Here is a 24,079-nt window from a genome sequence, read left to right on the forward strand (position 1 = left end):
CCGTCACCCTGAACTTGATTCAGGGTCTCATCTGATAAGCTTTGATTTTTAGCATTATATGAGATTCTGAAATAAATTCAGAATGACGCAGAAATTAATTATTACAAATAACGGATAATCAAAAAGAATTTATTTCAACAGAATCATCAAATAAATAATAACTCAATTGAGTTTGTTCAATTCAGTTAAAAAAATAGGAAAGCTTAAACAGCCGGCGGAGGTTTGTTGTAAATAAGACAGAAAGGAGTTTTTTCTGTCGCTACAGAAGAATAATTACTAATTATAAAATGATGCTCTTGAAGAAAGGGTTCTTCAATTTCAAAAATATATGACGAGGGTATTAGCGGAGTTTTTTCATCAGTTCCTGCTAAATGACACCAAATACAATCTTGCGTATCGTCAACATCATCTGAATGAACTATACCGTGTAAGCCTGCAACTTTAATAAGTATAAAGGCAGTAAGAAATACCCAAGAGAGGTTATTTTTTACACGATTAGCTAACATCATAAGCGCAAAGCTATAAAAGAAAACCTCAACCTAGTGTTAAAATTCTTAAAACTTGGTTGAGGTAACTTCTAATTTCTATGTAAAACCAAGAGTTTCTTGGTTTGAAAAGCTTAGCTTTAAGCTTCTTGCTTTACCAAATATTCTGCAATTTGTACAGCATTTGTTGCAGCACCTTTTCTTAAGTTATCGGCAACGATCCACATATTTAAAGCACGTGGATGCGAGTGATCTTTACGAATTCTTCCTATAAAAACATCGTTTTTTCCTTCAGCATAAATTGGCATCGGGTAGGTGTTTACATCTGGATTGTCTTGTAAAGTAATACCCGGAAAATCTTTTAAAACCGCTTTTACTTCATCAACTTCAAAATCTTTTTCAAACTCGATGTTTACCGATTCACTATGACCGCCAACTACCGGAATTCTGACCGCAGTGGCAGAAACCAACACGGCATCATCGTTTAAGATCTTCTTGGTTTCGTGCGTTAGTTTCATTTCTTCTTTGGTGTAATCGTTCTCTAAAAACGCATCGCAATGTGGGATTGCATTTTTATGAATTGGGTAAGGGTAAGCCATTTCACCTTTTTCACCCTTGTATTCATTTTCTAATTGTTGTACCGCTTTTACACCCGTACCGGTGATCGATTGGTAGGTAGAAACAATTACTCTTTTTATACCAAATTTATCGTGAAGTGGCTTTAGGGCTAACACTAATTGAATGGTCGAGCAGTTTGGGTTTGCAATAATTTTATCTTCTTCGGTTAAACTATCGGCATTAATTTCTGGAACTACCAATTTTTTGGTAGGATCCATTCGCCAAGCAGAAGAGTTATCGATCACGGTAGTCCCTGCTTCTGCAAATTTAGGAGCCCATTCTAAAGAAGTGTCTCCTCCGGCAGAAAACAAAGCGATCTCAGGTTTTCGTTTTACTGCTGTTTCTAAGTTAACTACTTCGAACTTTTTTCCGTTAAATTCAATTTCTTTACCAACAGATCTTTCTGAGGCAACAGGAATTAATTCGGTTACAGGAAAATTTCTTTCTGCTAAAACGTTTAGCATCACTTGGCCAACCATACCGGTGGCACCAACAACAGCTACTTTCATTTTGTACTGAGATCTAAAATTAAATTAATATGAACGGCCTTTTTGACCGGCTGCAAAGATAGTAGAGATTTTTGAATTTGAATATCGATTACTTACAGAAAATAAAGCATTTACTCGCTAAAAAATGCTAGTGATAAGCAAAAAAAGACCCTGCCTTTAGAGCAGGGTTTAAGTTTAAAAAAATGAATAGTGTAGCGGTTACTACGAATCTTTATTTGTTTTGTTTTTTTAGCTCATCTCTAATTTCTGCCAATAATTCTTCTTGCGTTGGTCCTTTTGGAGCTGCAACCGGTTTTGGATCTTCTTTTTTCTTGGTTTTTTCATAGGCTCTTAAGAATAAGAAAATAAATAAACCAACGATCACAAAATTGATCATTGCCTGTATTAAATTACCGTAAGTAATCACTGCGGCTTTTGCTTCTCTAGCAGCTTCTAAACTAGCATAAGTTTCACCATCTAGAGAAATAAACTTCTTGGTAAAATCTACTCCGCCGGTCAATAAACCAATTATGGGAGTAATAACATCTTTTACTACAGAATCGACAATAGTTTTAAAAGCAGCACCAATAACCACTGCAGTAGCGAGGGCAACAATATCACCCTTCATTAAAAATTTTTTAAAATCTGAAAAGAAACTCATATATCAGTGAGATTAGTTAGTATGCTCTAAAGATAATAAAAGTTTTTATTGAGGATTAAATTTTATTTAATAAGAGAAAAATGGCCTTTAACGGTTGACATTCCTTCGATGTTTACGATAAACCAATATTCATTTGAAGGTAAACCTTTACCATTATAAGAACCATCCCAAAAGAAACGTTTTCCAGTTTGTTGAAATAGTAATTTACCAAAACGATCAAAAATCAGCAATTCTGAAGCGTTAAAATACTCGATGCCTTTTAGCTGAAAAACATCATTTTTTCCATCTTCATTTGGCGTGATAAATTTAGGGTAAAGCAAGACAGGAAATTCTCTTGTCGCTACTCTACAAGCTTCAGTATCTTTCACATAAGCCTTATAAACGCCACCTTCATTTACTTGAAACTCGTTTGAATATTGAAAATTAATTCCGTCTAACGAATAAAGAAAATCGCCGACTTGTGTGGTTATAATTTGAATAAATCCGTTTTCAACCAGAACTTCACTAATTTCGGGTTCTTCTGTAAATTGTACCGTGAATATCTTAGTTGCAGTACAACCGTCGCTATTGGTTACGGTTAACGTATAGTTGCCTTCTTCATTAACACTAATTGTTGAAGTTTCTTCACCGGTCGACCAATCGTAAATCACGCCGCTAATATTGGCTGAAAGCGTAACTGTTTCTCCCTGGCAGATCTCTATGATTTCATCTGAAGAAAGTTGCGGACTATCATATAAATTATAATTCAGTTGAATTCTTGGTCCCGCCGCACAAGGAGAATCTGGTAAATAAGCTTCAGCAAAATAAGCACCATTTTCAGACGGAGTAAAAGTTTCGGTATCACTGGCAATTGATGTGGTTGAGGTAGAAGCATCATACCAATTTACTTCGTAAGGTGAAGGAACACTTACCGAAAGTTGTGGCGGAGTACCATCTTCACAACTAAATACATCTCCGTTACTGGTTGGTGTTGGTGGAGCAGGGATCACTTCCACATAAAAAGCTTCAGAAAAGGTACTGCACAAATTATCGTCTAAGTTTACCGGATCTTCTGCTACCTGAACTCTAAAATAGGTGTCTGTGGAAATACTACTTGTTGAAAATTGTGCTTGATTTGCTCCGGGAATATCGTTCCACGTTTCTCCATCGTTGCTTCGTTGCCATTGATAATAATGATCTGAATAAATCGAAAAATCGGGGTTCGCTTCTAAATTTATGGTTTGTGGTAAGCTTTCTTCACAAATGCTAATTTCATTTTCTGAAGAATTTATAGGAGAAATGGTCGTTAAATCTCCACACGATCTAAAAATAATATCATCGATGGCAAGATCGTTTCCGCAGCCACCATCAGAATTATTAAACATTTTAAGAATAATAGAATTTTGTCCGGGTTGCGACTGAAAAGTCATGGCATATTGTTCCCAAAAAGCATTAGAACTTCCCGCAATGTCGCCGGTGCTTCCTTGCTTAAGAAGTTGCGTGTCGGTGGCATTCCAAATCTCAAAACGAACATTTATCGGGATTCCCGTTCCCGGACAAGCACCGCTGGACGAATCGAAAATATTCATTAAATACGCAGAAAATTCATACGAAGCATTTTCACATAAACCAGAAATGGGTGTTTGGTAAAACAAACCTGCGGTATAATCTGCATTTACCACCAAAGCACGTCCGTTAGATTCTGTAGTGTTTGGCAAAGCATTGTGCCAAGTATTAATTTGCTGTGAGATCTGATCAGAAATCGTGTATTGCCCGTCTTGCGGGTCGCCAACCACGTAGGTGTAATTGGTAACACCGGCTGCCAGCGGATTTCCGGTTCCGTTGCCGCTACCAAAATCTTCCTGAAAAATAGGATCCCCTTTACTACCGCTACAAAACCCCAATTGCGCCTTAATCGTTTTAGTGAAAAAGATAAAAAAGCAAACACTCACAACGAGTTTGACAGTATTTATATTTTTTGTCTCGATTATTAGTTGATTAATTTTCGCTTAACGCGTTGTGAAATTGAAGTAATTAATTCATAAGAAATAGTACCGGCATTATGAGCAAATTCTTCTGCGCTTTTTTCTTTTCCGAAGAGAATAACTTCATCTCCTTCTTTACAATCGATGCCGCTAATATCGATCATCAACATATCCATACAAACATTTCCGATAATCGGCGCGTGATAACCATTTACGAGAACACCGGTTTTTTCTTTTCCGTAAATACGGTTGATGCCATCGGCGTGACCTAAAGGCAAAGTAGCTGTTTTAGTTGCAGAAGCTGCTTTAAAGCCACGATTGTATCCCACGCTTTCTCCTTTTTTAATATGATGAATTTGAGAAATAATGGTTTTTAACGTTCCTACCGGTTTTAGTTTTTTATCTTCTTCAGCACAATTTCCAAAACCGTATAAACCAATTCCTGTGCGAACCATATCGTAATGTGCTTCAGGATAATTAATAATTCCTGATGTATTGCATAAATGTCGAATAGGAGGGAAGTCTAGCTGAGGCAAAAGCGTATCGAGGGCTTTTTGGTAATTTTCGATTTGGTACTTGGTAAAATCTCGTTCAGCTTCATCTTCACTAGCTGCTAAGTGAGAAAAAATGCCTTCTACTTTTACACTTTCTGTGGAAGCAAGCGTTTCTGCGATCCAATTCATTTCATCGAGATCAAAACCTAGTCGGTTTAATCCGGTATTAATTTTTAAATGAATCGGGTATTTTTTTAGCTGAAGTTTTTCCGCAGTTTCAATAAAAGCCTCTAGCGTAAATTTACTGTAAATATTAGGCAGTAAATCATTTTCGATCACCTCTTCAAAATTAGTCGATTGCGGGTGGAGCACCAAAATAGGTTTTTGAATTCCGCCTTTTCTAAGGGCAATCCCTTCTCGTGTGTAAGCGACCGCGAAATAATCGATCCCAATTTTGGATAATCGTTTAGCAATAGCCACAGAATCGCTTCCGTAGGCAAAAGCTTTAACAACTCCCAACATTTTAGTGTTAGGTGAAAGTTTAGATCGTAAATAATTATAGTTGTGTTCTAAGGCCGATAAATCGATCTCAAGAACGGTTTCTGATGTTTGTGACATAGCTATTTTTTGTTGTTGGTAATTTCTTCCATACCATCAACATCTATTTTTCTTACTTTTTCATTCAACATTGCCTTGTAATAGGCGCCTCTGCTCAACGGTTCGTATTCTTCCGTTTCTCCCAGTAAAACTAAATCTCGGTTAGCCGATTTTCTAAAACTGTATTGTGCTAAATTTCCTGTTCGAGTACAAACTGCGTGCACTTTGGTAACATATTCTGCGGTTGCCATTAAATTAGGCATCGGTCCAAATGGGTTTCCTTTAAAATCCATATCGAGGCCGGCAACAATTACCCGAATGCCTTTATTGGCCAAATCGTTACAAACGCTCACAATTTCTTCATCAAAAAATTGCGCCTCGTCAATACCAACCACATCACAATCGTCTGCTAGTAATCTAATATTAGCCGCCGCAGGAACAGGTGTAGATCTAATCTCGTTTGCATCGTGAGAAACCACCATTTCTTCATCATAGCGTTTATCTAATGCGGGTTTAAAAATTTCTACTTTCTGTTTTGCAAATTGGGCACGTTTTAACCGGCGGATGAGCTCTTCGGTTTTGCCGGAGAACATACTTCCACAAATTACTTCGATCCATCCAAATTGCTCTTCGTGATTTACGGTATTTTCGAGAAACATTTTGTAATTTTCAGCATTAAAAACAGAAATATCCTGTTTACGTTTTAAGCAAGGTAAATTTAGTAAAAATACACCCGTACCAAAAAAGTTAATGATAAAGTTATGAAGAAGTCCCTAGAAGCCGAACTAATAAGCATAGCGCACAGAATATTACAGCTAAAAAATAAAGAAGATATTCACGAGCTTAAAGCCATTACTGCGGTATTGTATGAAAAATTAACGGTGTTATCTTTTGCTGAAAAGCATTTTGACGGGGTGCGACCAACCATAGGATTGCAAGATGTAAAAGATAAAATAGCAGAAAGTAAAGAAGAAAAAGAAGAAGTTGTTGAAAGTACGACTGCTGAAGATTCTAAAACGCCAAGCGGATTAGAACATAACACCGAAGGTATTATTGAGCTAAATACCGATATTCTGAAGAGTATTTTAGCTGAAATGCCGATGGAAAAAATACAAGCGCTCAAAGAAAAAGCGCGCCCAGACGGGTTGCAATACAACAAAGAGGCGATTACCGAACCGCATACCGAAATTATAAAAGATATGGTGGCGCAAATGTTTCCGGAAGGAGAACAGATCGACGAGGTGATTGAAAATATGAATATGCAACCTACAGAAACTCCGCCAGAAAGTTCTAATTCTGAACAGAACTTTGGAGTTCATTTTGACGATCTACCCCAATTTGAACCGGTAAAACCTAAAGAAAACAATTCGCCTGCAACAGAAGAAACTCCGAAACAAGAAGAAAAGCCAGCACCAATACCAGATGCTGAGCGAGAAAAGGCGCGTCGAGAAATTGAAGAAAAACTGAATAACACGACTCAAGAACCAACGAAAGAAGAAACTTCAAAAGAACCGGAAGTAAAATCGGAAGAACTTCCGCAGGAAAAAGAAGAACCAGCTGCTCACGATTTATTTCAGAATTATAAAACTCCGGAGTTTGAACCTAAAGAGAATTCCACAAAAAATGATTTAGGCGGAGAGCGTAGATCGTTAAACGATCGTTTAAAAAAGGGAATTAATATTGGGCTAAACGATCGCTTAGCATACATTAAACACCTTTTTGATGGAAATGCTGCCGATTATAACCGTGTACTTTCGCAATTAAATACCATTGAAACTTTTGCTGAAGCGCATCAATTTATTCAGCAGCAAATAAAACCAGATTATAACAACTGGGAAAACAAAGAAGTTTACGAAGCGCGCTTTTTACAAGCCATCGAAAATAAATATGACTAATGGCGAAGCTATTTTTGGTGCCAACACCCATTGGTAATTTAGAAGATATGACGTTTAGAGCGGTAAAAGTTTTAAATGAAGTAGACTTTATTTTAGCGGAAGACACAAGAACCAGCGGTAAATTATTAAAGCATTTTGAGATCAATACGCCCATGCATAGTCACCATATGCATAATGAACATAAAACGGTCGATTTAATTTTGAAGCGACTACAAAATGGTGAAAATGCCGCGTTAATTAGCGATGCAGGAACACCGGCCATTTCTGATCCCGGTTTTTTATTGACCAGAGCTTGTGTGGAAAATAACATTGAAGTCGATTGCTTGCCGGGCGCGACTGCTTTTGTACCGGCATTAGTCAATAGTGGTTTGCCTAACGATAAATTTATTTTTGAAGGTTTTCTGCCTGTAAAAAAAGGAAGACAAACGCGATTAAAGATTTTAGCTGAAGAAACACGAACGATGATTTTTTACGAATCGCCCCATAAGCTTTTAAAAACACTTGCGCATTTTGCTAAATTTTTTGGTGAAGCGCGTAAAGTTTCCGTTTCCAGAGAAATTAGCAAACTTCACGAAGAAACCATTCGTGGTTCTGTAACAGAAGTGCTGCAGCATTTTGAACAAAAAGCTCCGAAAGGTGAAATTGTTGTGATTGTTGAAGGCAAAAACTAAAAAAAAACGGCTTATTCAATTAGAATAAGCCGTTTTTAATTCGGTATAAATTCAGAAAATTATTGCTCTAAAGAGTTTAAGTAAGCTAAAGCTTCTTTAGCGTTCGAAAGTTCAGCAAACTTTTTGGCGGTATATCTATCGCCGTCAGATTTGATCGATAAATCGGCTCCTTTAGCAACCAGAAGTTTTAAAACCTCAACCTTATTGTAACGTGCAGCATACATTGCCGGTGTTTTTCCTAAAGACTTTGCGTTTACATCTTCACCAATTTCGATAAGTTGCTTTACCATTTCTAGGTTGCCTTTCATAATGGCTTTGCAAAAAGAACTAAGGTCTGCATTTTTCTCCCAATTAACTTCTGTAGAAACATTTTCTGGGTTTACTTCATAACTGTTGTGCGCGAATGTAACAAAGCTGATTAATGCTAATGCTACGGTAATGATTGTTTTTTTCATGATGAATGATTTTGATTAATGAATTAGTTTTGAGCAAGTTGCTCTATTATATAAGACTAATTTAATTTGAAAATGTTACACAAAATCATTTAAAATTTTAAAAAATCATCAAGAGAATATTATTAAAATTTCTATTTAATCTAAGTTTATAAGTTCTTGGCTGTTTACTTCAAAGCCGTGTGCGCGCCAAGTACTCCCGTCATTTTGATATTTCCAACCGATTTCTCCACCAGGAGTGACTTCCCAAATGCCGAAATCCCCCTCACAAATAAGTGTGTTGCCATTAGAAAGCCTATATGCACTCGAAATTCTATCGTAGTATAGATCTGGATTGGAGTAGCTCCAAACTATTTCAGGTTGTTCATCAAAAGATAATATTTCTGGTAGTTTAAATTCATATATTATAGAAAAAGGATGTTCATTATTACCATTCATATAAATTAAAAAATTTCCTTCACCCGGATAATTATCTGGGATAATATTTGGTGAGTGTGTTCTGTAAAAATATTTTTCTCCAGATTGATTTGAGGCTGATGGATTCCCGAATCTGTAAATTAAATCACCTCCTTTATTATAGTTACCTCCTGAAGAAGTTGCTGCTTCGGTTTGAGTTGTGCTATGATCGATAACCCAAACTTCATCATATTGCAAAATACTTAAAAATATGACATCTCTTTTTTCATCATAAAACAGTCCGTTACAGTGCATGATGTTACCATTGGTAACCTTAGGATCTGAAGTTTGTAAATTATAATTAAAGTCAATTTTTTGAGGATTATCAGCGATAACTCCGAAAGTTTCGGTTTTTGAGCTATCTAAATTTTGAATTATATGGTCAAAACTATTCCACTTCCAAACAATTTCGTTTGTTTCGGGATTAACTTCAATAATCGTTTCGGGAAATATATCTTGATCGGTATTTACGCCTAAAGCTATAGCGTCTTCTTTAGTAATTCTATTCCAAGCCGCAAAAAGAATATTTCCATTATCTAAATATTCTACATCATGATGTGATAAGTGATTATTATCAGCATAAGTATAGTTCCATAACTCATCGCCATCAAAATTTAACATTTTAAACATTCCGCCGCCGCCACCAAAATTAAAAGCTTGATCCTCAACTTGAAAAGCTCCTAGTAAATTTGAATTTGGAAGAATCTTTAACTCCATTCCTAAAGAGTTTTCAAATTCCCATTCTTTAACTTTTTCTCCTTTTTTGTTGATTATAGATGCATAGTTTTCGCTTAACGGAGTATTTAGAATTAAATCATCACTAATTAATTCTTCATTATAAGTTAAAACATTATCATCTAAAACTAGCTCTTCTTGTTTTTCATTAGAATCATCACCTGAGCAGCTAATAATTGATATTGAGATAATACTTAATAAGTAGTAATGCAGTCTTCTCATTTATTTTTATTAATTTGAATTATGTTATTTATTAAATCCCTAAACTCTTCAATAGCATTCTCGCTATAGTTGTCGAGTTCAATGGTAGCTTCTTGATTTTGATTAAGTTGGACAATCAAAGCCTGTTCTTGTTGTTTAACGCCTGCTACTTCATCTACTTTTAAACGCTTAGTAGGTTCGTTATTCAATTTATATTTAATAAAAACCGCATCGTAGATCACTTGGTTTTTCTTTACCTGACTGGTTATTAGAACGTAAAGTACTAAAACATTGGCAAGAACGATGAGGTAAAAATAAGAGAATATTTCTGTCCAATAATAAGCGATAAAACCAATGACCAATAACACAATACCCACGAGTAGAATAATTAGGTTTTGTAAAGTGTTTCTATATTTTATCGTAAGTTCTTGTTTCATTCTATTCTAATTTCATCACGAAATTAAAGAAAACCAATCACTAGAGAATTGTTTTAATAGGAAAATTCCCAGAAATTACGTAAATTAATAGTTTCAACTAATACTTACGAAAATGGGATTTGGAGGAGCGGCATTGGCTGCAATCACCAGCTTGAAAAATAACTCAAGACGTGGTGATCGAACTAATTATTTTAAAAAAGGGAACGATAAATCTTCAGGGGAAAGTACGGGAATTCCTGTCGTTAAAATTTCTGAAGAAAAACGCAAAGCCGTGCGAGATCGGCTTATCGCTGAAAATAAACAACATCAACGTAAATTCATGTTGATATTCATAACTTCATTAGTCGTGATATTTTCAATAATTGCGTATTTTTTATTCTTTTAAAAGAGCTTTTTATTGAAAGATTTATTGCAAGAAGTTAGACAATGTACGTTTTGTGAACCTCATTTACCTTTGGGAGCAAACCCAATTGTAAGCGGAAACGAAAATTCAAAAATAATTTTAATCAGTCAGGCACCTGGTCGAGTTGTACACGAGTCGGGAATCGCATGGCAAGACCAAAGCGGTAAAAAATTACGAGAATGGTTAGGCGTTGATACGACAACCTTTTATAATGAAGATCATTTTGCTGTTTTACCCATGGGTTTTTGTTATCCCGGTAAAGCCAAAACGGGAGATTTGCCACCCAGAAAAGAATGTGCTCCTATGTGGCATCAAACGGTTTTAGAACATTTTAAAAATGTTCAGTTAATTATTTTGATTGGAGCTTATGCCAATAAATATTACCTTTCTAAAAATGAAAAGCTAACCGATTTGGTAAAAAACTACCAAGACGCTCTACCAAAATATTTCCCATTGCCACATCCTTCTCCGGTGAATCGATTTTGGCGAATGAAGAATTTATGGTTTGAAGAAGAAGTTGTTCCGCAATTACAGAAAAAGGTAAAAGAGATTTTAGATGAAGTTTGATTTAGCTAGTCAAACCCAATTATATTTGCACAAAAATAAAACGTATGCGCTGGACCGTTAAACCCATACCAAATCCTGAAAAAGTACAAAACCTGCAACAAGCTTTAGGCGTAGAAAAAGCCATTGCGACGTTGTTGGTTCAGCGTGGGATTGAAACGTTTGAAGAAGCCAAAAAATTTTTCCGTCCAAGTTTAAAAGACTTGCACGATCCGTTTCTTATGAAAGATATGGATAAGGCGGTGGCAAGAATCGAGCAAGCTTTAGCCGAGGAAGAAAACATTTTGGTTTATGGCGATTACGATGTCGACGGTACGACGAGTGTTGCCTTGATGAGTTCGTACTTAAAAACCAGAACTCCGCAAATTGCTACCTACATTCCCGATCGTTATGCCGAAGGTTACGGCGTTTCTTACCAAGGGATCGATTATGCCGCCGATAACGACATCACCCTAATTATAGCTTTAGACTGCGGAATCAAAGCCATTGAAAAAGTAGCTTATGCCAAAGAAAAAGGAGTCGATTTTGTGATTTGCGATCACCACCGGCCGGGCAAAAAAATTCCTAATGCCGTAGCCGTTTTAGACCCGAAAAGAGAAGATTGCGAATACCCTTATAAAGAACTTTGCGGTTGTGGTGTTGGGTTTAAATTAATTCAGGCATTAGAAGAAAAATTAGGAAATCCTGTAGAAACTTTAATGCCGTTTTTCGATTTGGTGGCAACCGCAATTGGTGCAGATATTGTCCCGATCACCGGTGAAAATAGAGTGTTGGCCTATCACGGTTTACACGTGATCAATACTTTACCGCGAAGTGGTTTTAAAGCGATTCTCAATCAGGTAAAAAAAGAAACCTTAACGATCACCGATGTGGTGTTTATCATCGCTCCGAGAATTAACGCCGCCGGAAGAATGAAGCACGGTTTACACGCCGTACAATTATTGGTCGAAGAAGATGAAAAATTAGCTGAAAAATATGCAGCAGAAATTGAAGCTTATAACGCCGAGCGTAAAGATGCCGATCGCACAATAACCGAAGAAGCCTTACAATTAATAGAAGAATTAAAAGAGCAAGAACGCTTCACTACCGTGGTTTATGGCGAACATTGGCATAAAGGCGTGATTGGGATCGTTGCTTCTCGCCTTACCGAAACCTATTATCGACCAACCCTCGTTTTTACCAAAAGCGGAAATAAATTGGCAGCATCAGCACGATCGGTGAAAGGTTTTGATGTCTACAATGCGCTGGAAGCTTGCACAGAACATATCGAGCAATTTGGCGGACATAAATACGCGGCCGGTTTAACCCTAGATGAAAGTTGTTACGAAGCCTTCAAAAATAAGTTTGAAGAAGTCGTAAGCCAAAGTATCGACCAAAAATTACTAACTCCGGAAATTAACGCCGATCTAGAATTAAATTTAAAGGAGATCACACCTAAATTTTATCGTATTCTCAAGCAATTTGCGCCCTTTGGTCCGGGAAATATGACGCCCGTTTTCTTAACTCAACATTTAACCGATACCGGTTACGGCAAAGCGGTGGGCCAAACACAAAATCATTTAAAATGCAGCGTTCAGCAATTACCAGATAAGAATTTTATTGGCGCTATTGGTTTTAATTTGGGAGATAAATTGCCGTTAATTCAGCATAAAAAACCATTTGATGCCGTCTATTCTATCGATGAAAACGAATGGAACGGGAATGTATCGCTACAATTAAAATTGAGAGATATTCGGTAAATAATTTGGGCAATCCTTTCGCTTTAACAAGCTCAGGTCGGGCTATTCACTGCAATCTTTTTATTTTTAAAAAGCAAAAAATAAAAAAGGATTTTCGTTGCTATCCCTTTTGCAATTTTTATCACTAAGTTAGCATCAATTAGAAAATATGAAATCAGTATTACTTTTTATATACATCGCATCTATTTTGGGATTAGTTAATTCAAATATCAATTGTTCTGAATTTAAAGAAGGGAGATATATTTATTTGAACAAGGAAGAAAATCAATTTGACCAGACTCATATTGCAATAAGGACAACTAACAAACAAATCTATATTGATTCGGAAAAAGGAGACACTCTGATTTACGATTTAAACTGGATTTCAAACTGTGAATATGAATTGATATACACTAAATCTAATTTGAAAAAAGAAGGATTAGTAAAAATTGGTGACACATTTACGATTACTATGGTTCCAATTGACAAAACGTCTTATAATTATACATCTAAAATAATGAAGAATGGTTTAGAGAGAGAATTTAAAGGAACGATGAAAAAAATAGAATAAAATGATGCTAACACTTTATATAGCAAGTAGGACGTTCAGTGGTTTATGAAAATTCAGTGCTATTTACAAACATCACCAAATCGTTGATGTGGCTTTTAAGAATGAATGAGTTAAAACAAAATACAACGCTTTGGCTCAGTGCAAACTTAAAAGGTTATTTCTTTTAAATGCTCTACTCGCCGTATACTAAACAATAAAATCAAATAAAGAAAACATTTGTTTAGAACAATTCTAAATAATTAATTATCTTTGATAAGATATTTAGGCTTATGAAAGATATTGAGATCATTTATAAAAACGAATTCGGAATTTCATTTCAATGGAAAAGCAAGCGAGAAAAAGTTCAGGTGGTTTTTAAAGACACCGGGTTTTTACTGAGTTTAGAAGAGATTAAAATCTTTCAGAAAAATGTACTTCAAGTAGAAGCAGAGCAATGCTGCCAAAACTGTGAATATTCTCGATCTTGTAGAAGTTTATTATTAAAAACGCCTTCGCAAAAAATAGATCTAGCCGTGAGCTTAGATGAACTCGATCAAATTAATGAATTACTGGGCGCTACGATTTTTAAGTTAGAAACAAAAGCTTATGTAGCCCACAGCTTTAATTAATAAAAATTTATCTTTTAAATAAGATTTTTAGTGTAGTATGAGGTTCTGAATCATGTCTAGAGTGAAAAAATTATTTTTTATACTCTTTTAATTCAAATTTTTCTCCGTCGAAAACTCCGTAGGTGTAAAAATTAATCCAATCGCCGAGATTAAAATAGGTTGAATTTTTACCGACTTTAATTTCCATCGGTAAATGGCGATGTCCAAAAATAAAGTAATCGTAATGTTTACTTTCTAGTTTTCGTTTGGCGTATTGCGCTAACCATTCATTTTCTTCGCCTAAAAACTTGGCATCCTCATCACCGGAAATGAGTTTGTTTTTTACCGAAAGATGTTGCGCTAACGGCACGCCAAGATCGGGATGCAACCATCGGTATAACCATTTAGAAAACGGATTGGTAAACACTTTTTTCATGCGTTTATAACCCTTATCGCCTGGACCTAAACCGTCACCGTGACCTACCAAAAAAGTTTTATGGTTAAAGCTGAATTCTTTTGGGCGATGATACACAGGAATGCCTAGTTCTTGCTCAAAATAATCATCCATCCATAAATCGTGATTACCCACAAAGAAATAAATAGGAATGCCGCTGTCTTTAATTTCAGCAAGTTTTCCTAAAACACGTACAAAACCTTTAGGAACTACGTGTTTGTACTCAAACCAAAAATCGAATAGATCTCCCAATAAAAAGATCGCTGCAGCATCGTGTTTTACCTCGTCTAACCAAGCTACAAATTTAGCTTCTCGTGGCTTGCTAAATTGTTGGTTGGGCGCACCTAAGTGGTTATCGCTCGAGAAGTAAACTTTTTTTCCTGTAGGGAGTTGCATAGGTTATTTTGTGATTGCTAAATATACTTATTTCTGTAAAAGTTGTTTTTGCGTTAGGGATTGAATGGCATGTTTGAGCTCTTTTAATTTTTTTTGAAAATTAAAAAGCGAGTAATGAAAGCCCGACCCGATAGGGAAACGCCCTAATTATCGCTAGCAAACCATTCGGCAAAACTGGTTTCGGTCTCTTGAAGTCTTAATGAAAACAGTTGAATATTTTCCGGCAAACGGCTTTTTATTTTTTCTGCAAAATCGATCACCATCATTTCTGAAGTTGGTTGATAATCGACCAAGATCACGTTATGGTCACGTTTCTGAAGTTCTTTTGCCAACTCAACGTGCGGCGTATTTTTATTAAAAACGGTGGCGTGATCAAATTTATCGACAATTTCTTCTTTTACGATTTTTTTTAGGTCGCCAAAATCGATCACCATCCCAAATTTAACGTGATCGGCATCGTCGATAGGTTGCCCGATTACCGTTACGTTAAGCTTGTAACTGTGGCCGTGAACGTTTTTGCATTTTCCGTCGTAACCGTAAAGGGCGTGACCGGTTTCAAAATTAAATTGCTTAGTGATGCGAATGTTGCTCATCGGTTTCTAAATTTGTTAACTAACACGACTACGATTAACACGACGGCCAGTAAAAGAAAAAGTCCGTTACCGCTAAAAAACTGTAAAATATCCACTTCGATTTATTTTTAAATAGGCTACAAAGTTAAGCAATTAAGTTTCTAACGCGAGAATGAAATTTTTTGTATTTCGAATGGATTTACAATTTATATTTGTCGCGCATTTTTATGAATTATGAAAGAACTTTTTGATCAAGTAGAATTTGTTGAAAATCCTCTATATGAAAGTATTATCGAGGATTTGTTACAACGTAAATACAGCGTTATCGATAACTTTTATTCTGCGGAAGAAGTTGAAGTTTTAAGAAACGGACTGCTGGCAAAATACGAAGAAGATCAATTTAAAAAATCTGCCATTGGTAATAAAACCAACGAATTGGTTGAAAAAGAAATTCGGGGCGATTTTATTTTATGGCTGAATGAAGCGGAAGCAGGAACTGCGGAAAACGTATTTTTTAACCGTGTAAATAACCTAGTTGATTACTTGAATAAAACTTGCTTTATGGGCATTTTGCATAAAGAATTTCATTACGCAGTTTACCCGGAAGGTACTTTTTATAAACGACATTTAGATACATTTCAGAACGATGGCAGGAGAAAACTTTCTGTGGTTTGTTATTTAAATGATGAAACTTGGTTAGAAGAAAACGGCGGCGAATTAACGATTTATGTGGATGAAAACGGAGAAGAAAAGGCGGTCGACCTTTATCCGTTTCCCGGGCGTGTGGTGATTTTTGAAAGTCAAGAACTAGAACACGAAGTACAACGTGTGAAGCATTCTAAACGATTTAGTATAACCGGTTGGTTGAAAACTAGATAATTAAAAAGAGGCTGTCTAAAAAAATTAAAAAAGCGTCATTCTGAATTTATTTCAGAATCTCATATTACTGAAAGACAAATCAGTATGAGAACCTGAATCAAGTTCAGGTTGACAAATGTAGACTTTTTAGACAACCTCTTTTTGTTGATGTTCTTTTTACAGATTATTGATGTAATTTCCGTAGAGATCTTGAAACTGAATTCCTTTTGAGAATCGGTGTTTGCTAAGTTTGTTGTAAGCCGTTAATCCCCAGAGCAAAAATTCAGCTAAAAAATAGCGGTCTTCTTCGCTAACTTCCGGTTGGTATTTTGAGATCAGATCTTGAAGCGGTTTTATGTTTTTTAGCGTTTCTTGATATTCTTTTTCGCTAAGATCATCGGGTAATTCTACTCCGCTCGATTCAAAAAACCACTGCGTAACTTCATCATAAGGATTGGCTTCATTTTGCTTTTCAAGCTTTTCTATCTTCGGAAATAATTCTGGGAAAATCGTTTTAATTGAATTCTCTATGAGGTGTTGAGCCACAAACGCAGCACCTTCTTGTTCACCTTCATAAACTAATTCAACCTTACCCGTAATAGCAGGAATTACGCCCATAAAATCACCCAATCGAAGCGTAGTTTCTTGATCTCCATTTTTTAAAGCGCGACGCTCTGCGGTACTCAATAAATTCTGAAAAGCAGTAATACTCATTCGAGCGCTAATCCCGCTTTTTTCATCTACATATTCGCTTTCTCGTGCTTCAAAACTAATTTGCTCTAAAATTTCTCGCGCTAGATCGGGTACTTTTACGTGTTCTTTTTGGTTGCTCTCTAAATTAGCTTCCTGCTCGGTAATGGTTTTTGCAATTTCTACAGTTTTTGGATAATGCGTTAAAATTTGCGAACCAATTCTATCTTTCAACGGAGTCACAATGCTACCACGGTTGGTATAATCTTCAGGATTTGCCGTAAAAATAAATTGAAGATCTAGTGGTATTCTTAATTTAAAACCTCGAATTTGAATATCGCCTTCTTGCAAAATATTGAATAATGCTACCTGAATTCTCGCTTGTAAATCGGGCAACTCATTAATCACAAAAATACAACGGTTTGCTCGCGGAATCATCCCAAAATGAATCACGCGATCATCGGCATAACTCAGTTTTAAGTTTGCCGCTTTTATCGGGTCTACATCACCAATTAAATCGGCTACGGTCACATCGGGTGTCGCCAGCTTTTCTGAAAAACGCTCGTCTCGATGTAACCAAGAAATAGGGGTTTCATCTCCCTTTTCTTTTAAAGTTTCTTGAGCATATCTTGAAATAGGATGAAAAGGATCATCATTAATTTCTGAACCTTCCACCACGGGAATATATTCATCTAAAAGCTTCACCATTAACCGGGCAAGACGTGTTTTTGCTTGTCCGCGTAAACCGAGTAAATTAATGTTATGTTTTGAAAGAATTGCACGTTCTAGTTCCGGAATTACGGTGTCTTCATAACCGTGAACGCCTTCAAAAACCGTTTCGTTATTTTTTATTTTTTCAATTAAATTTTGGCGTAATTCTTCTTTGATGCTTTTACTTTCGTAACCTGCCTTTTTAAGTTCGCCAAAAGTTTTTATTTCTGTTAAGTTCATAGCTTTTTTTATTTTACATCCCTCCCCAGCCCTCCCTTCGAAGGGAGGGAACTTTTTACTTCCCTTTTTTGAAGGGGGAACGAGGGGGATGTTATACACTTTTCTTAATTATTTTACGTTTATAATTTTTTCGATTTCATTTAAGTTAACATTTGATTTTATGTCAGGTCGAGCGGAGTCGAGACCTATTTATTATTCTTTATATTTTGAATGACTTTCATTGTTGCATTCAGATAAAATTTTCAAGGTGTCAAAATCACCATCAATTAATGCTCTTTTTTTCTTTGCACTCCATTTTTTTATTTTCTTTTCAAATAAAATAGCTTGCTTTATATCATTAAAATCTTGTTGAAACACTAATTGTAATGGGCGTCTTTTGAAAGTAAAACATGTTGGGTTTAGACCTTCATTGTGTTCTTCTAATCTTCTTGAAATATTGTTTGTAACACCGACGTAATACAATTCGTCTGAACATTTAAGTATATAAACATAATAGCTTTTCATCTATGTAAGTGACTTTAAAAAAACCTCTCGACTCCGCTCGAGGTGACATCCTTGATTCTTTAGATAGGTCAACTGATTAAATTTAAAAGATGCTACTATCGTATCCTTTTTTTTCTGTTCGATTCGTAATCTTCAAAAATCATTTCACCCAAACCGCCGAGTCCGGTGTAATACGCTTTTCCTTGGTTAGACTCGGTAAATTCATCTACAAATTGCTGTAAATAAGGGTCTGAGGTGATCATAAATGTTGTAATGGGAATATTTAGCTTTCGGGCTTGTGCTGCCATATTGTAACATTTATTGGTGATGTAAGGATCGAGTCCCATCGAGTTTTTATAATAGGTTCCGTCGGGCATTCTAAGACAACTCGGCTTCCCGTCGGTAATCATAAAAATTTGCTTATTGGCGTTTCGTTTTCTACGTAAAATATCCATCGCTAATTGCATTCCGGCAACGGTGTTGGTATGAAACGGACCGACCTGCAAATACGGCAGATCTTTAATCTGGATAGGCCAAGCGTCATTTCCGAAGACAATAATATCGAGCGTATCTTTTGGGTAACGCGTTAAAATTAATTCTGAAAGCGCCATTGCCACTTTTTTGGCAGGAGTAATTCGATCTTCGCCATAGAGAATCATACTGTGACTAATATCGATCATTAGCACCGTACTCATTTGCGATTTAAACTGACTGTCTTCTACGACCAGATCATTTTCTGAGAGATTAAAATTCCCGATACCATGATTAATCTGAGCGTTTTTTAAACTCTCGGTCATCGAAATTCTGTCGAGACCGTCACCGTATTGGTAATTTCTAAATTCACCGGTACTTTCGTCGCTATTGCCACTGTGTTTAGTTTTGTGATTACCCGAATTTCCCTTTCGCATTTTACCAAAAATCTGGTTTAACGCGCGTTGTCTAATGGCTTTTTCGGTTTTTGAAGTAATTTCCATTCCGCCTTTACCGTCAGGTTTTACGCGTTCTTGAATGTAACCTTTTGCTTTCAGGTCTTCAATAAAATCGTCGATGGTGTAATCGGGTGTGGTGAGTTCGTATTCTTTATCTAACTGGCGCAACCAGTCGATCGCTTCATCAAAATCTCCCGAGGTGTAGGTGATCAGCTCTTTAAAAATTTCAAACAACTTTTCGAAAGGAGTTTGATGGGGTGCCTCATAGCTTTTAAAAATAAAACCTCTGCTAACTTCATCTCTTTTCATAGCTTAAAATTACGACAATTTTGAAGCAATTTTAAATAGACAGATGTTAAACTGAAATTAATAATTATTCTTTTAAAGGTATAAAAGACTCTTTAGCTAACATTTGTATTATTCCCCTAATTAGAAAATTATTTGCAAAGTTTATGTAATATTTTCTAGAGTTATTTTTTTCTGATTGTACCATATTCTTTTCTTTTAGTTCTCTAATCATCCTAGAAATAGCTGGAGATAGTTTTTTAGGAAAAATTTCTTGGATATCAGAATTCTGAAATGACTGCAATTCAATTGCTTTGTGTAAAATTTTGAATTCTTGCTTATTAATATATTTCATTTCTAATGAATATTTAATTGCTGGAATTAAAATTTTATCTTTCAGGTAAGAATAGTCACTTAGATTATCAATTTTATCAATTTCATTTTTTAAGCCTTCTAAAACATAGGTACACCATTTTTCGACATCTTTATAATTGCCTGAATCTGCTAAAGAAAGATTGGTGTTGTATAAATTCCTATCAAAACAAAATACAGCAGTTGGATTAAGAATTCTACCTATATTTACATTAAATCCTTGTTTTAATAACATTGCATACGTAAACAATCTTCCTGTTCTACCATTGCCATTGCTAAATGGATGAATCCACATAAATCTATGATGCGCTAAAGCTACTTTTAATAAATCATACTTAGGAGGATCATCATTATTTACAAAGTCTATTAGATTCTCCATATATTCTTTTACTTGAAAATTTGTTTCTGGTGGAATATGTTTAGCCCCATTTATATAAACTTTATAGTTTCTGAAAGAGCCGGGTGTTGAGTCCCCTTCTCCTTTTGGTGGAGGTGAAAGCTTGTTCACAATTTTTGAATGAATATCTTTAATTAAATCTAATGTAACACCTCTTTCTTTTACATACTCATCTACATATTGCATTGCTAATTCTATATTTCTAATCTCCTGGATATTTTCATTAGCAATAGGTCTATTTTCAATTTTAGTTTCAATAAATTCAGAAATTGTGGTATTATTTCCTTCAATTCTTGCAGAACCTATACTTTCTAGGGTGTGAAATATATTTTTTAATTGAAAGAATATTTCTGGATGTGTTGAGCCAGATAGAGTCTTTCTTCTTAAATGCTCTAATTCAACTACCAAATCTATTAAAGGCGAGTCAAATGTTGGCTCGATAACTTTCAATTCTAAATGTTTAAAATCAGCCATGTTTATTAACATAAGTTGTTGAAAAATATAACGAGTAATGTTTGGTAAATGTAACAAAAAAAGCCTTAAATAACTGTTTACTATTAGTGTATAAAGGTTAATGATTTTTAAAAAGTAACAAATGTGAAAATTGTAAAGTAACAATTACTGCTTTAAAAACATAACAGAGGAAAAGAAATTCTCTTCGGTAAAATGTTTAATTTTTTAAATATTTTCTTCGGAATTTGATCACTAAGGTTGAACTTCTTATAAGCATCCATACTAAGAAACCTAACCAAATGGCATAAAGCTTTAGACCAAAATAATCGGCAATTAGCAAAGTTGGAGTAAAACCCAAAAAGGTAGCAACCAGTAAAACATTCCGCAGGTATTTAGCTTCACCTAAACCTTTAAAAATACCGTCGAACATAAAAGCGATCGCATTAATGGGTTGCATCAAAAGCACGAGCCAAAAGACAGAAGAAAATAGCGCAAGAACGGTAGCTTCTTTGTTAAATACGAGTCCGATTTCATTATAAAAAAGTGCGCAAATTCCCATTAAAATAAAGGCAATAAACACCGCATATTTGCAAATATCTTTACTTAAATTCCATAAGCGAACATAATCTTTTGCACCGAGTAAGCGACCGCCAATCGCATTGCCGGCGTTGGCATAACCATCGATAAAGAAAGAGAAAAACAACCAAATATTCATCAAAATACTTTGAGCGGCAATGTAGTTTTTTCCGTAATCGGTGGCGTAAGCATTTGCTAAATAAATGGCGAAATTTAGTGCTGCCGTTCGTACAAATAAATTAGCAGCCATTAATAGCAAAGGCTTCATTTGCGGATTAATATTGAAACTCAATTTTAAATGAAAAGGCGTTTTTTTGAAGAAAAAATAAAAAGCCATCACCAGCATAGTTGCTTGCGCGGCTAAACTAGCATAAGCCGCACCTTTTAGATGAAGTGGTTCAATAAAACCTTCAACACCATAAACAAGCGCGTAATCCAATCCAATATTTACGGCGGCTCCCGCTAAGCTACACTTCATTGCCCAAAGCGTATTTTGTAACCCACGAAAAATTCCGAAGATAGCGAAAGTAACCAGCGTTAATGGATAACCTATGGCACGAATCGTATAATAATCCTTGGTATATTTTAAAATTAAACCATCAGCATTGTACGCACTAAAAATACTTTCAGCAAAAAAAGCAGTGGTTGCATAAATCACTAAGCTTAAAATGAGATTAAAAACAATCGCTTGCGGAATCAAAGTTTTTACTGCGTGCACTCGATTGGCTCCCAAATGCTGAGAAACAATTGCTGATATTGCAGTTTTGGTTTGCGCAACGATCCAAATTATAGCCGATAAAAATGAACCAACTATTCCGGCTGCTGCTAAGGCTTCTACCGAGTTTTCTTCCACATTACCAATCACGGCAATATCGGTTAGGGAAATAAGTGGTTCGGCAATGCCCGCGATAATCGCCGGGATCGCAATTTTATTAATTTCTTTAAAAGAAACTTTTGGAGTTTGGGCCATAGAAAATGGCGTTTTTAGTCCTCAAATAAGGCTTTAAGTTCAGTTGCTTCGCTAGGTTTTAATTTACCGGCAAGCACTAAACTTAGTTGTTTTCTTCGTAGAGCTGCGTCGTAACGTTCTTTTTCAATTTCGGTTTCCGGCTCAATCGCAGGCACCGGAACCGGAGCTCCAGAATCGTCTACGGCAACAAATGTATAAATAGCATCATTGGCTTTAGAGCGTAAACCGCTTTCGCGATCTTCTACCCAAACATCGATCACTACTTCCATCGAGCTTTTAAAGGCGCGAGAAAGATTAGCTTCAACAGTGACCACACTTCCTAACGGAATCATTTTTTTAAACGCTACGTGATTTACAGAAGCGGTTACTACGATTCTTCGGCTATGGCGACGCGCAGCAATACTGGCAGCACGATCCATACGCGCTAATAATTCGCCACCAAAAAGATTATTTAACGGGTTGGTCTCACTCGGTAAAACGAGGTCGGTTAAAATAGTGCGAGATTCTTGAGGATGTTTTGGCTGCATTTTTTTCTGCAAAGGTAAACTTTTGTGTTAAAACAAAAATTGATGCTCGGTAAAAGCATCAATTTTAAATAAATTTTATAACTATCGAGAGTTTTAAAGCTCTTCTACTAGTAACCAGGCTTCACGATTTTCGTTCGACTTAATTATTCTTAACGCCTTTAAAGCCTCTAAGCGATCTTCGTAACTACTGTAAATTACCTGATGTAAACCGTATTTATTCGCACCAATTTCTCTGGCATTAAAGCCTTTTGCTTGTAATTGTTTTACCTTTTTTGCGGCGTTTGCTTGTTCTCTAAATGCACCGGCAACAATATGATAATTTCCGTTTTCTCGAGCTACTTTAAAAGTAACTTCTGGTAACGGATTGCTAATCACAAAAGTTGCTTCTTGTATTTGCGATTCAATTTGTTGCTCTGCTTTTTGTTGCTCAGCGATATTATGCGCTTTTACATCATTGCTATAATAATTAGCACCTAAAAGGCCAGATAATCCGATAGCAATAACCCCAACGGCAGCATAGCGCCAAACCGGAGTTTTTGATTTATTTGTTTCTTCTGAATTTGAAAATTCTTCCGCTTCAGTTGAAGTGATTTCTTCTTTTTCTGCTGAAGGCTCTTCAACTTTAGAAAGGAGAACAGTTTCTTCTTCAACAAGCTCTTCTTTTCTTTCAATTGCATTTGAAGTAAATGTTGAAAGCCCGAAAGATTCTGCCAAGTAGTTGTTGTGATAGAACGGCTGAAATAAAACTTTATCTTCAACTAAAGTAAAAGTACCAATTTCTTCTAACACAACTTCTTTATAATGCGTTAAGGTATGAGATAGATTTTCTACAAATTCGGTTACTTTTTGGTTGGCTTCACCATAAGAAAGCCCTTCTGCTTTAGCGATGTAATTAGCTAAAATTCCGTCGTTTTCGGTAAGTTGTTTGTTAAATGAAATCACCTTTTTTGGCGGATAAAAAGCGTGGGTAGACTCATGAACTTCTGCCGGTTTACGCTTCGCCAAAAATGCCCCAAACTCAGGCATCACAACACATTCGTAACGATATAGTAATTCTTGTAAATAATTCTCTACTCTCATAATTTCAAAGTTAGTTTATTTTCAGTTTTTATGAAATATGGCTGCTGAATTTTATTAACAAATCTTTTTGGCTACATTTAAGCTTATAT

The 24,079-nt window shown here is 35.7% G+C and carries 26 protein-coding genes; 8 read left to right on the forward strand and 18 right to left on the reverse strand.

All coding sequences use genetic code 11. The features are described from left to right. Positions 1 to 203: 203 nt before the first annotated feature. From G551_RS0105930 to G551_RS0105955, 6 genes are all read right to left on the reverse strand, one after another. Entirely contained in the window at positions 204 to 509 is a 306-nt protein-coding gene (locus tag G551_RS0105930) for a hypothetical protein (RefSeq protein WP_027884686.1), read from the reverse strand. Between the two features lie 116 nt (positions 510 to 625). Continuing rightward, entirely contained in the window at positions 626 to 1,612 is a 987-nt protein-coding gene (locus G551_RS0105935; protein ID WP_027884687.1) for an aspartate-semialdehyde dehydrogenase, read from the reverse strand. A 211-nt stretch (positions 1,613 to 1,823) separates the two neighbouring features. Beyond that, positions 1,824 to 2,252 carry a large conductance mechanosensitive channel protein MscL gene (mscL, locus tag G551_RS0105940; RefSeq protein WP_027884688.1) on the reverse strand — a complete coding sequence of 143 codons (429 nt, stop codon included), beginning with the start codon at positions 2,250 to 2,252 and terminating at the stop codon, positions 1,824 to 1,826. A gap of 62 nt (positions 2,253 to 2,314) precedes the next feature. Further along, positions 2,315 to 4,183, reverse strand: coding sequence for a T9SS type B sorting domain-containing protein (locus G551_RS0105945; RefSeq protein WP_156876760.1), 1,869 nt, complete (start codon positions 4,181 to 4,183; stop codon positions 2,315 to 2,317). Between the two features lie 38 nt (positions 4,184 to 4,221). Beyond that, positions 4,222 to 5,328 (reverse strand): alanine racemase, encoded by a 1,107-nt coding sequence (gene alr, locus G551_RS0105950; protein WP_027884690.1) that lies wholly within the window; start codon positions 5,326 to 5,328, stop codon positions 4,222 to 4,224. Between the two features lie 2 nt (positions 5,329 to 5,330). Next, positions 5,331 to 5,966, reverse strand: a complete 636-nt coding sequence (locus G551_RS0105955) for a thymidine kinase (RefSeq protein ID WP_027884691.1) — start codon at positions 5,964 to 5,966, stop codon at positions 5,331 to 5,333. 102 nt (positions 5,967 to 6,068) lie between these two features. Between G551_RS0105955 and G551_RS0105960 the strand changes: the two genes are divergently transcribed. Together G551_RS0105960 and rsmI are read left to right on the forward strand one after the other, a co-directional pair. Then, a complete protein-coding gene (locus tag G551_RS0105960) occupies positions 6,069 to 7,202 on the forward strand; it encodes a hypothetical protein (RefSeq protein WP_027884692.1) in 1,134 nt (377 codons plus the stop codon). Next, positions 7,202 to 7,873 (forward strand): 16S rRNA (cytidine(1402)-2'-O)-methyltransferase, encoded by a 672-nt coding sequence (gene rsmI / locus G551_RS0105965; protein WP_027884693.1) that lies wholly within the window; start codon positions 7,202 to 7,204, stop codon positions 7,871 to 7,873. The genes G551_RS0105960 and rsmI overlap by 1 nt, the downstream gene beginning before the upstream one ends. A 59-nt stretch (positions 7,874 to 7,932) precedes the next feature. Here the strand turns inward: rsmI and G551_RS0105970 are convergent, their stop codons facing one another. From G551_RS0105970 to G551_RS0105980, 3 genes are all read right to left on the reverse strand, one after another. After that, positions 7,933 to 8,328, reverse strand: a complete 396-nt coding sequence (locus tag G551_RS0105970) for an ankyrin repeat domain-containing protein (RefSeq protein ID WP_027884694.1) — start codon at positions 8,326 to 8,328, stop codon at positions 7,933 to 7,935. A 135-nt stretch (positions 8,329 to 8,463) separates the two neighbouring features. Beyond that, positions 8,464 to 9,738: an aryl-sulfate sulfotransferase gene (locus tag G551_RS15510; protein WP_036243430.1), complete on the reverse strand. Its 1,275-nt coding sequence runs from the start codon at positions 9,736 to 9,738 to the stop codon at positions 8,464 to 8,466. Then, on the reverse strand, positions 9,735 to 10,154 hold the full coding sequence (locus G551_RS0105980; RefSeq protein WP_027884695.1) for a hypothetical protein: 420 nt from the start codon (positions 10,152 to 10,154) through the stop codon (positions 9,735 to 9,737). Before G551_RS0105980 ends, G551_RS15510 begins: the two co-directional genes overlap by 4 nt. A gap of 112 nt (positions 10,155 to 10,266) precedes the next feature. On the opposite strand from G551_RS0105980, the gene G551_RS0105985 reads away from it, so the two are divergent. The 5 genes from G551_RS0105985 (at position 10,267) to G551_RS0106005 (ending at position 14,018) form a co-directional block, all read left to right on the forward strand. After that, positions 10,267 to 10,539: a hypothetical protein gene (locus G551_RS0105985; RefSeq protein ID WP_027884696.1), complete on the forward strand. Its 273-nt coding sequence runs from the start codon at positions 10,267 to 10,269 to the stop codon at positions 10,537 to 10,539. 12 nt (positions 10,540 to 10,551) lie between these two features. Further along, on the forward strand, positions 10,552 to 11,124 hold the full coding sequence (locus G551_RS0105990; protein WP_027884697.1) for a uracil-DNA glycosylase family protein: 573 nt from the start codon (positions 10,552 to 10,554) through the stop codon (positions 11,122 to 11,124). Between the two features lie 44 nt (positions 11,125 to 11,168). Beyond that, positions 11,169 to 12,860, forward strand: coding sequence for a single-stranded-DNA-specific exonuclease RecJ (gene recJ, locus G551_RS0105995; RefSeq protein ID WP_027884698.1), 1,692 nt, complete (start codon positions 11,169 to 11,171; stop codon positions 12,858 to 12,860). Between the two features lie 148 nt (positions 12,861 to 13,008). After that, entirely contained in the window at positions 13,009 to 13,410 is a 402-nt protein-coding gene (locus tag G551_RS0106000) for a hypothetical protein (RefSeq protein WP_027884699.1), read from the forward strand. A gap of 269 nt (positions 13,411 to 13,679) precedes the next feature. Further along, a complete protein-coding gene (locus G551_RS0106005) occupies positions 13,680 to 14,018 on the forward strand; it encodes a DUF6686 family protein (protein ID WP_027884700.1) in 339 nt (112 codons plus the stop codon). Between the two features lie 70 nt (positions 14,019 to 14,088). On the opposite strand, the gene G551_RS0106010 is transcribed toward G551_RS0106005, so the two are convergent. Together G551_RS0106010 and G551_RS0106015 are read right to left on the reverse strand one after the other, a co-directional pair. Then, a complete protein-coding gene (locus G551_RS0106010) occupies positions 14,089 to 14,847 on the reverse strand; it encodes a UDP-2,3-diacylglucosamine diphosphatase (RefSeq protein ID WP_027884701.1) in 759 nt (252 codons plus the stop codon). Positions 14,848 to 14,990: 143 nt separating this feature from the next. Continuing rightward, a complete protein-coding gene (locus tag G551_RS0106015) occupies positions 14,991 to 15,440 on the reverse strand; it encodes a 6-pyruvoyl trahydropterin synthase family protein (protein ID WP_027884702.1) in 450 nt (149 codons plus the stop codon). A 213-nt stretch (positions 15,441 to 15,653) separates the two neighbouring features. Between G551_RS0106015 and G551_RS0106020 the strand changes: the two genes are divergently transcribed. Next, positions 15,654 to 16,298, forward strand: a complete 645-nt coding sequence (locus G551_RS0106020; RefSeq protein ID WP_027884703.1) for a 2OG-Fe(II) oxygenase — start codon at positions 15,654 to 15,656, stop codon at positions 16,296 to 16,298. A gap of 156 nt (positions 16,299 to 16,454) precedes the next feature. Here G551_RS0106020 and G551_RS0106025 read toward each other — a convergent pair whose 3' ends face one another. The 7 genes from G551_RS0106025 to G551_RS0106055 all read right to left on the reverse strand — a co-directional run bounded on the left by G551_RS0106025 (position 16,455) and on the right by G551_RS0106055 (position 23,990). Further along, positions 16,455 to 17,918 carry a sigma 54-interacting transcriptional regulator gene (locus G551_RS0106025; protein WP_027884704.1) on the reverse strand — a complete coding sequence of 488 codons (1,464 nt, stop codon included), beginning with the start codon at positions 17,916 to 17,918 and terminating at the stop codon, positions 16,455 to 16,457. A gap of 192 nt (positions 17,919 to 18,110) precedes the next feature. Continuing rightward, positions 18,111 to 18,422, reverse strand: coding sequence for a GIY-YIG nuclease family protein (locus G551_RS0106030; protein WP_027884705.1), 312 nt, complete (start codon positions 18,420 to 18,422; stop codon positions 18,111 to 18,113). Positions 18,423 to 18,517: 95 nt separating this feature from the next. Then, complete coding sequence (locus tag G551_RS0106035) at positions 18,518 to 19,639, reverse strand: vWA domain-containing protein (protein ID WP_027884706.1); 1,122 nt, start codon at positions 19,637 to 19,639, stop codon at positions 18,518 to 18,520. 64 nt (positions 19,640 to 19,703) lie between these two features. Then, positions 19,704 to 20,858: a Fic family protein gene (locus tag G551_RS0106040; RefSeq protein WP_027884707.1), complete on the reverse strand. Its 1,155-nt coding sequence runs from the start codon at positions 20,856 to 20,858 to the stop codon at positions 19,704 to 19,706. A gap of 196 nt (positions 20,859 to 21,054) precedes the next feature. Then, positions 21,055 to 22,383 (reverse strand): MATE family efflux transporter, encoded by a 1,329-nt coding sequence (locus G551_RS0106045; protein ID WP_027884708.1) that lies wholly within the window; start codon positions 22,381 to 22,383, stop codon positions 21,055 to 21,057. Positions 22,384 to 22,397: 14 nt separating this feature from the next. Further along, complete coding sequence (locus G551_RS0106050; protein WP_027884709.1) at positions 22,398 to 22,910, reverse strand: acyl-CoA thioesterase; 513 nt, start codon at positions 22,908 to 22,910, stop codon at positions 22,398 to 22,400. Positions 22,911 to 23,003: 93 nt separating this feature from the next. After that, entirely contained in the window at positions 23,004 to 23,990 is a 987-nt protein-coding gene (locus G551_RS0106055) for an HU domain-containing protein (RefSeq protein ID WP_027884710.1), read from the reverse strand. Positions 23,991 to 24,079 lie beyond the last annotated feature (89 nt).

Source organism: Mesonia mobilis DSM 19841, from assembly GCF_000423405.1.
Lineage (GTDB): Bacteria > Bacteroidota > Bacteroidia > Flavobacteriales > Flavobacteriaceae > Mesonia > Mesonia mobilis.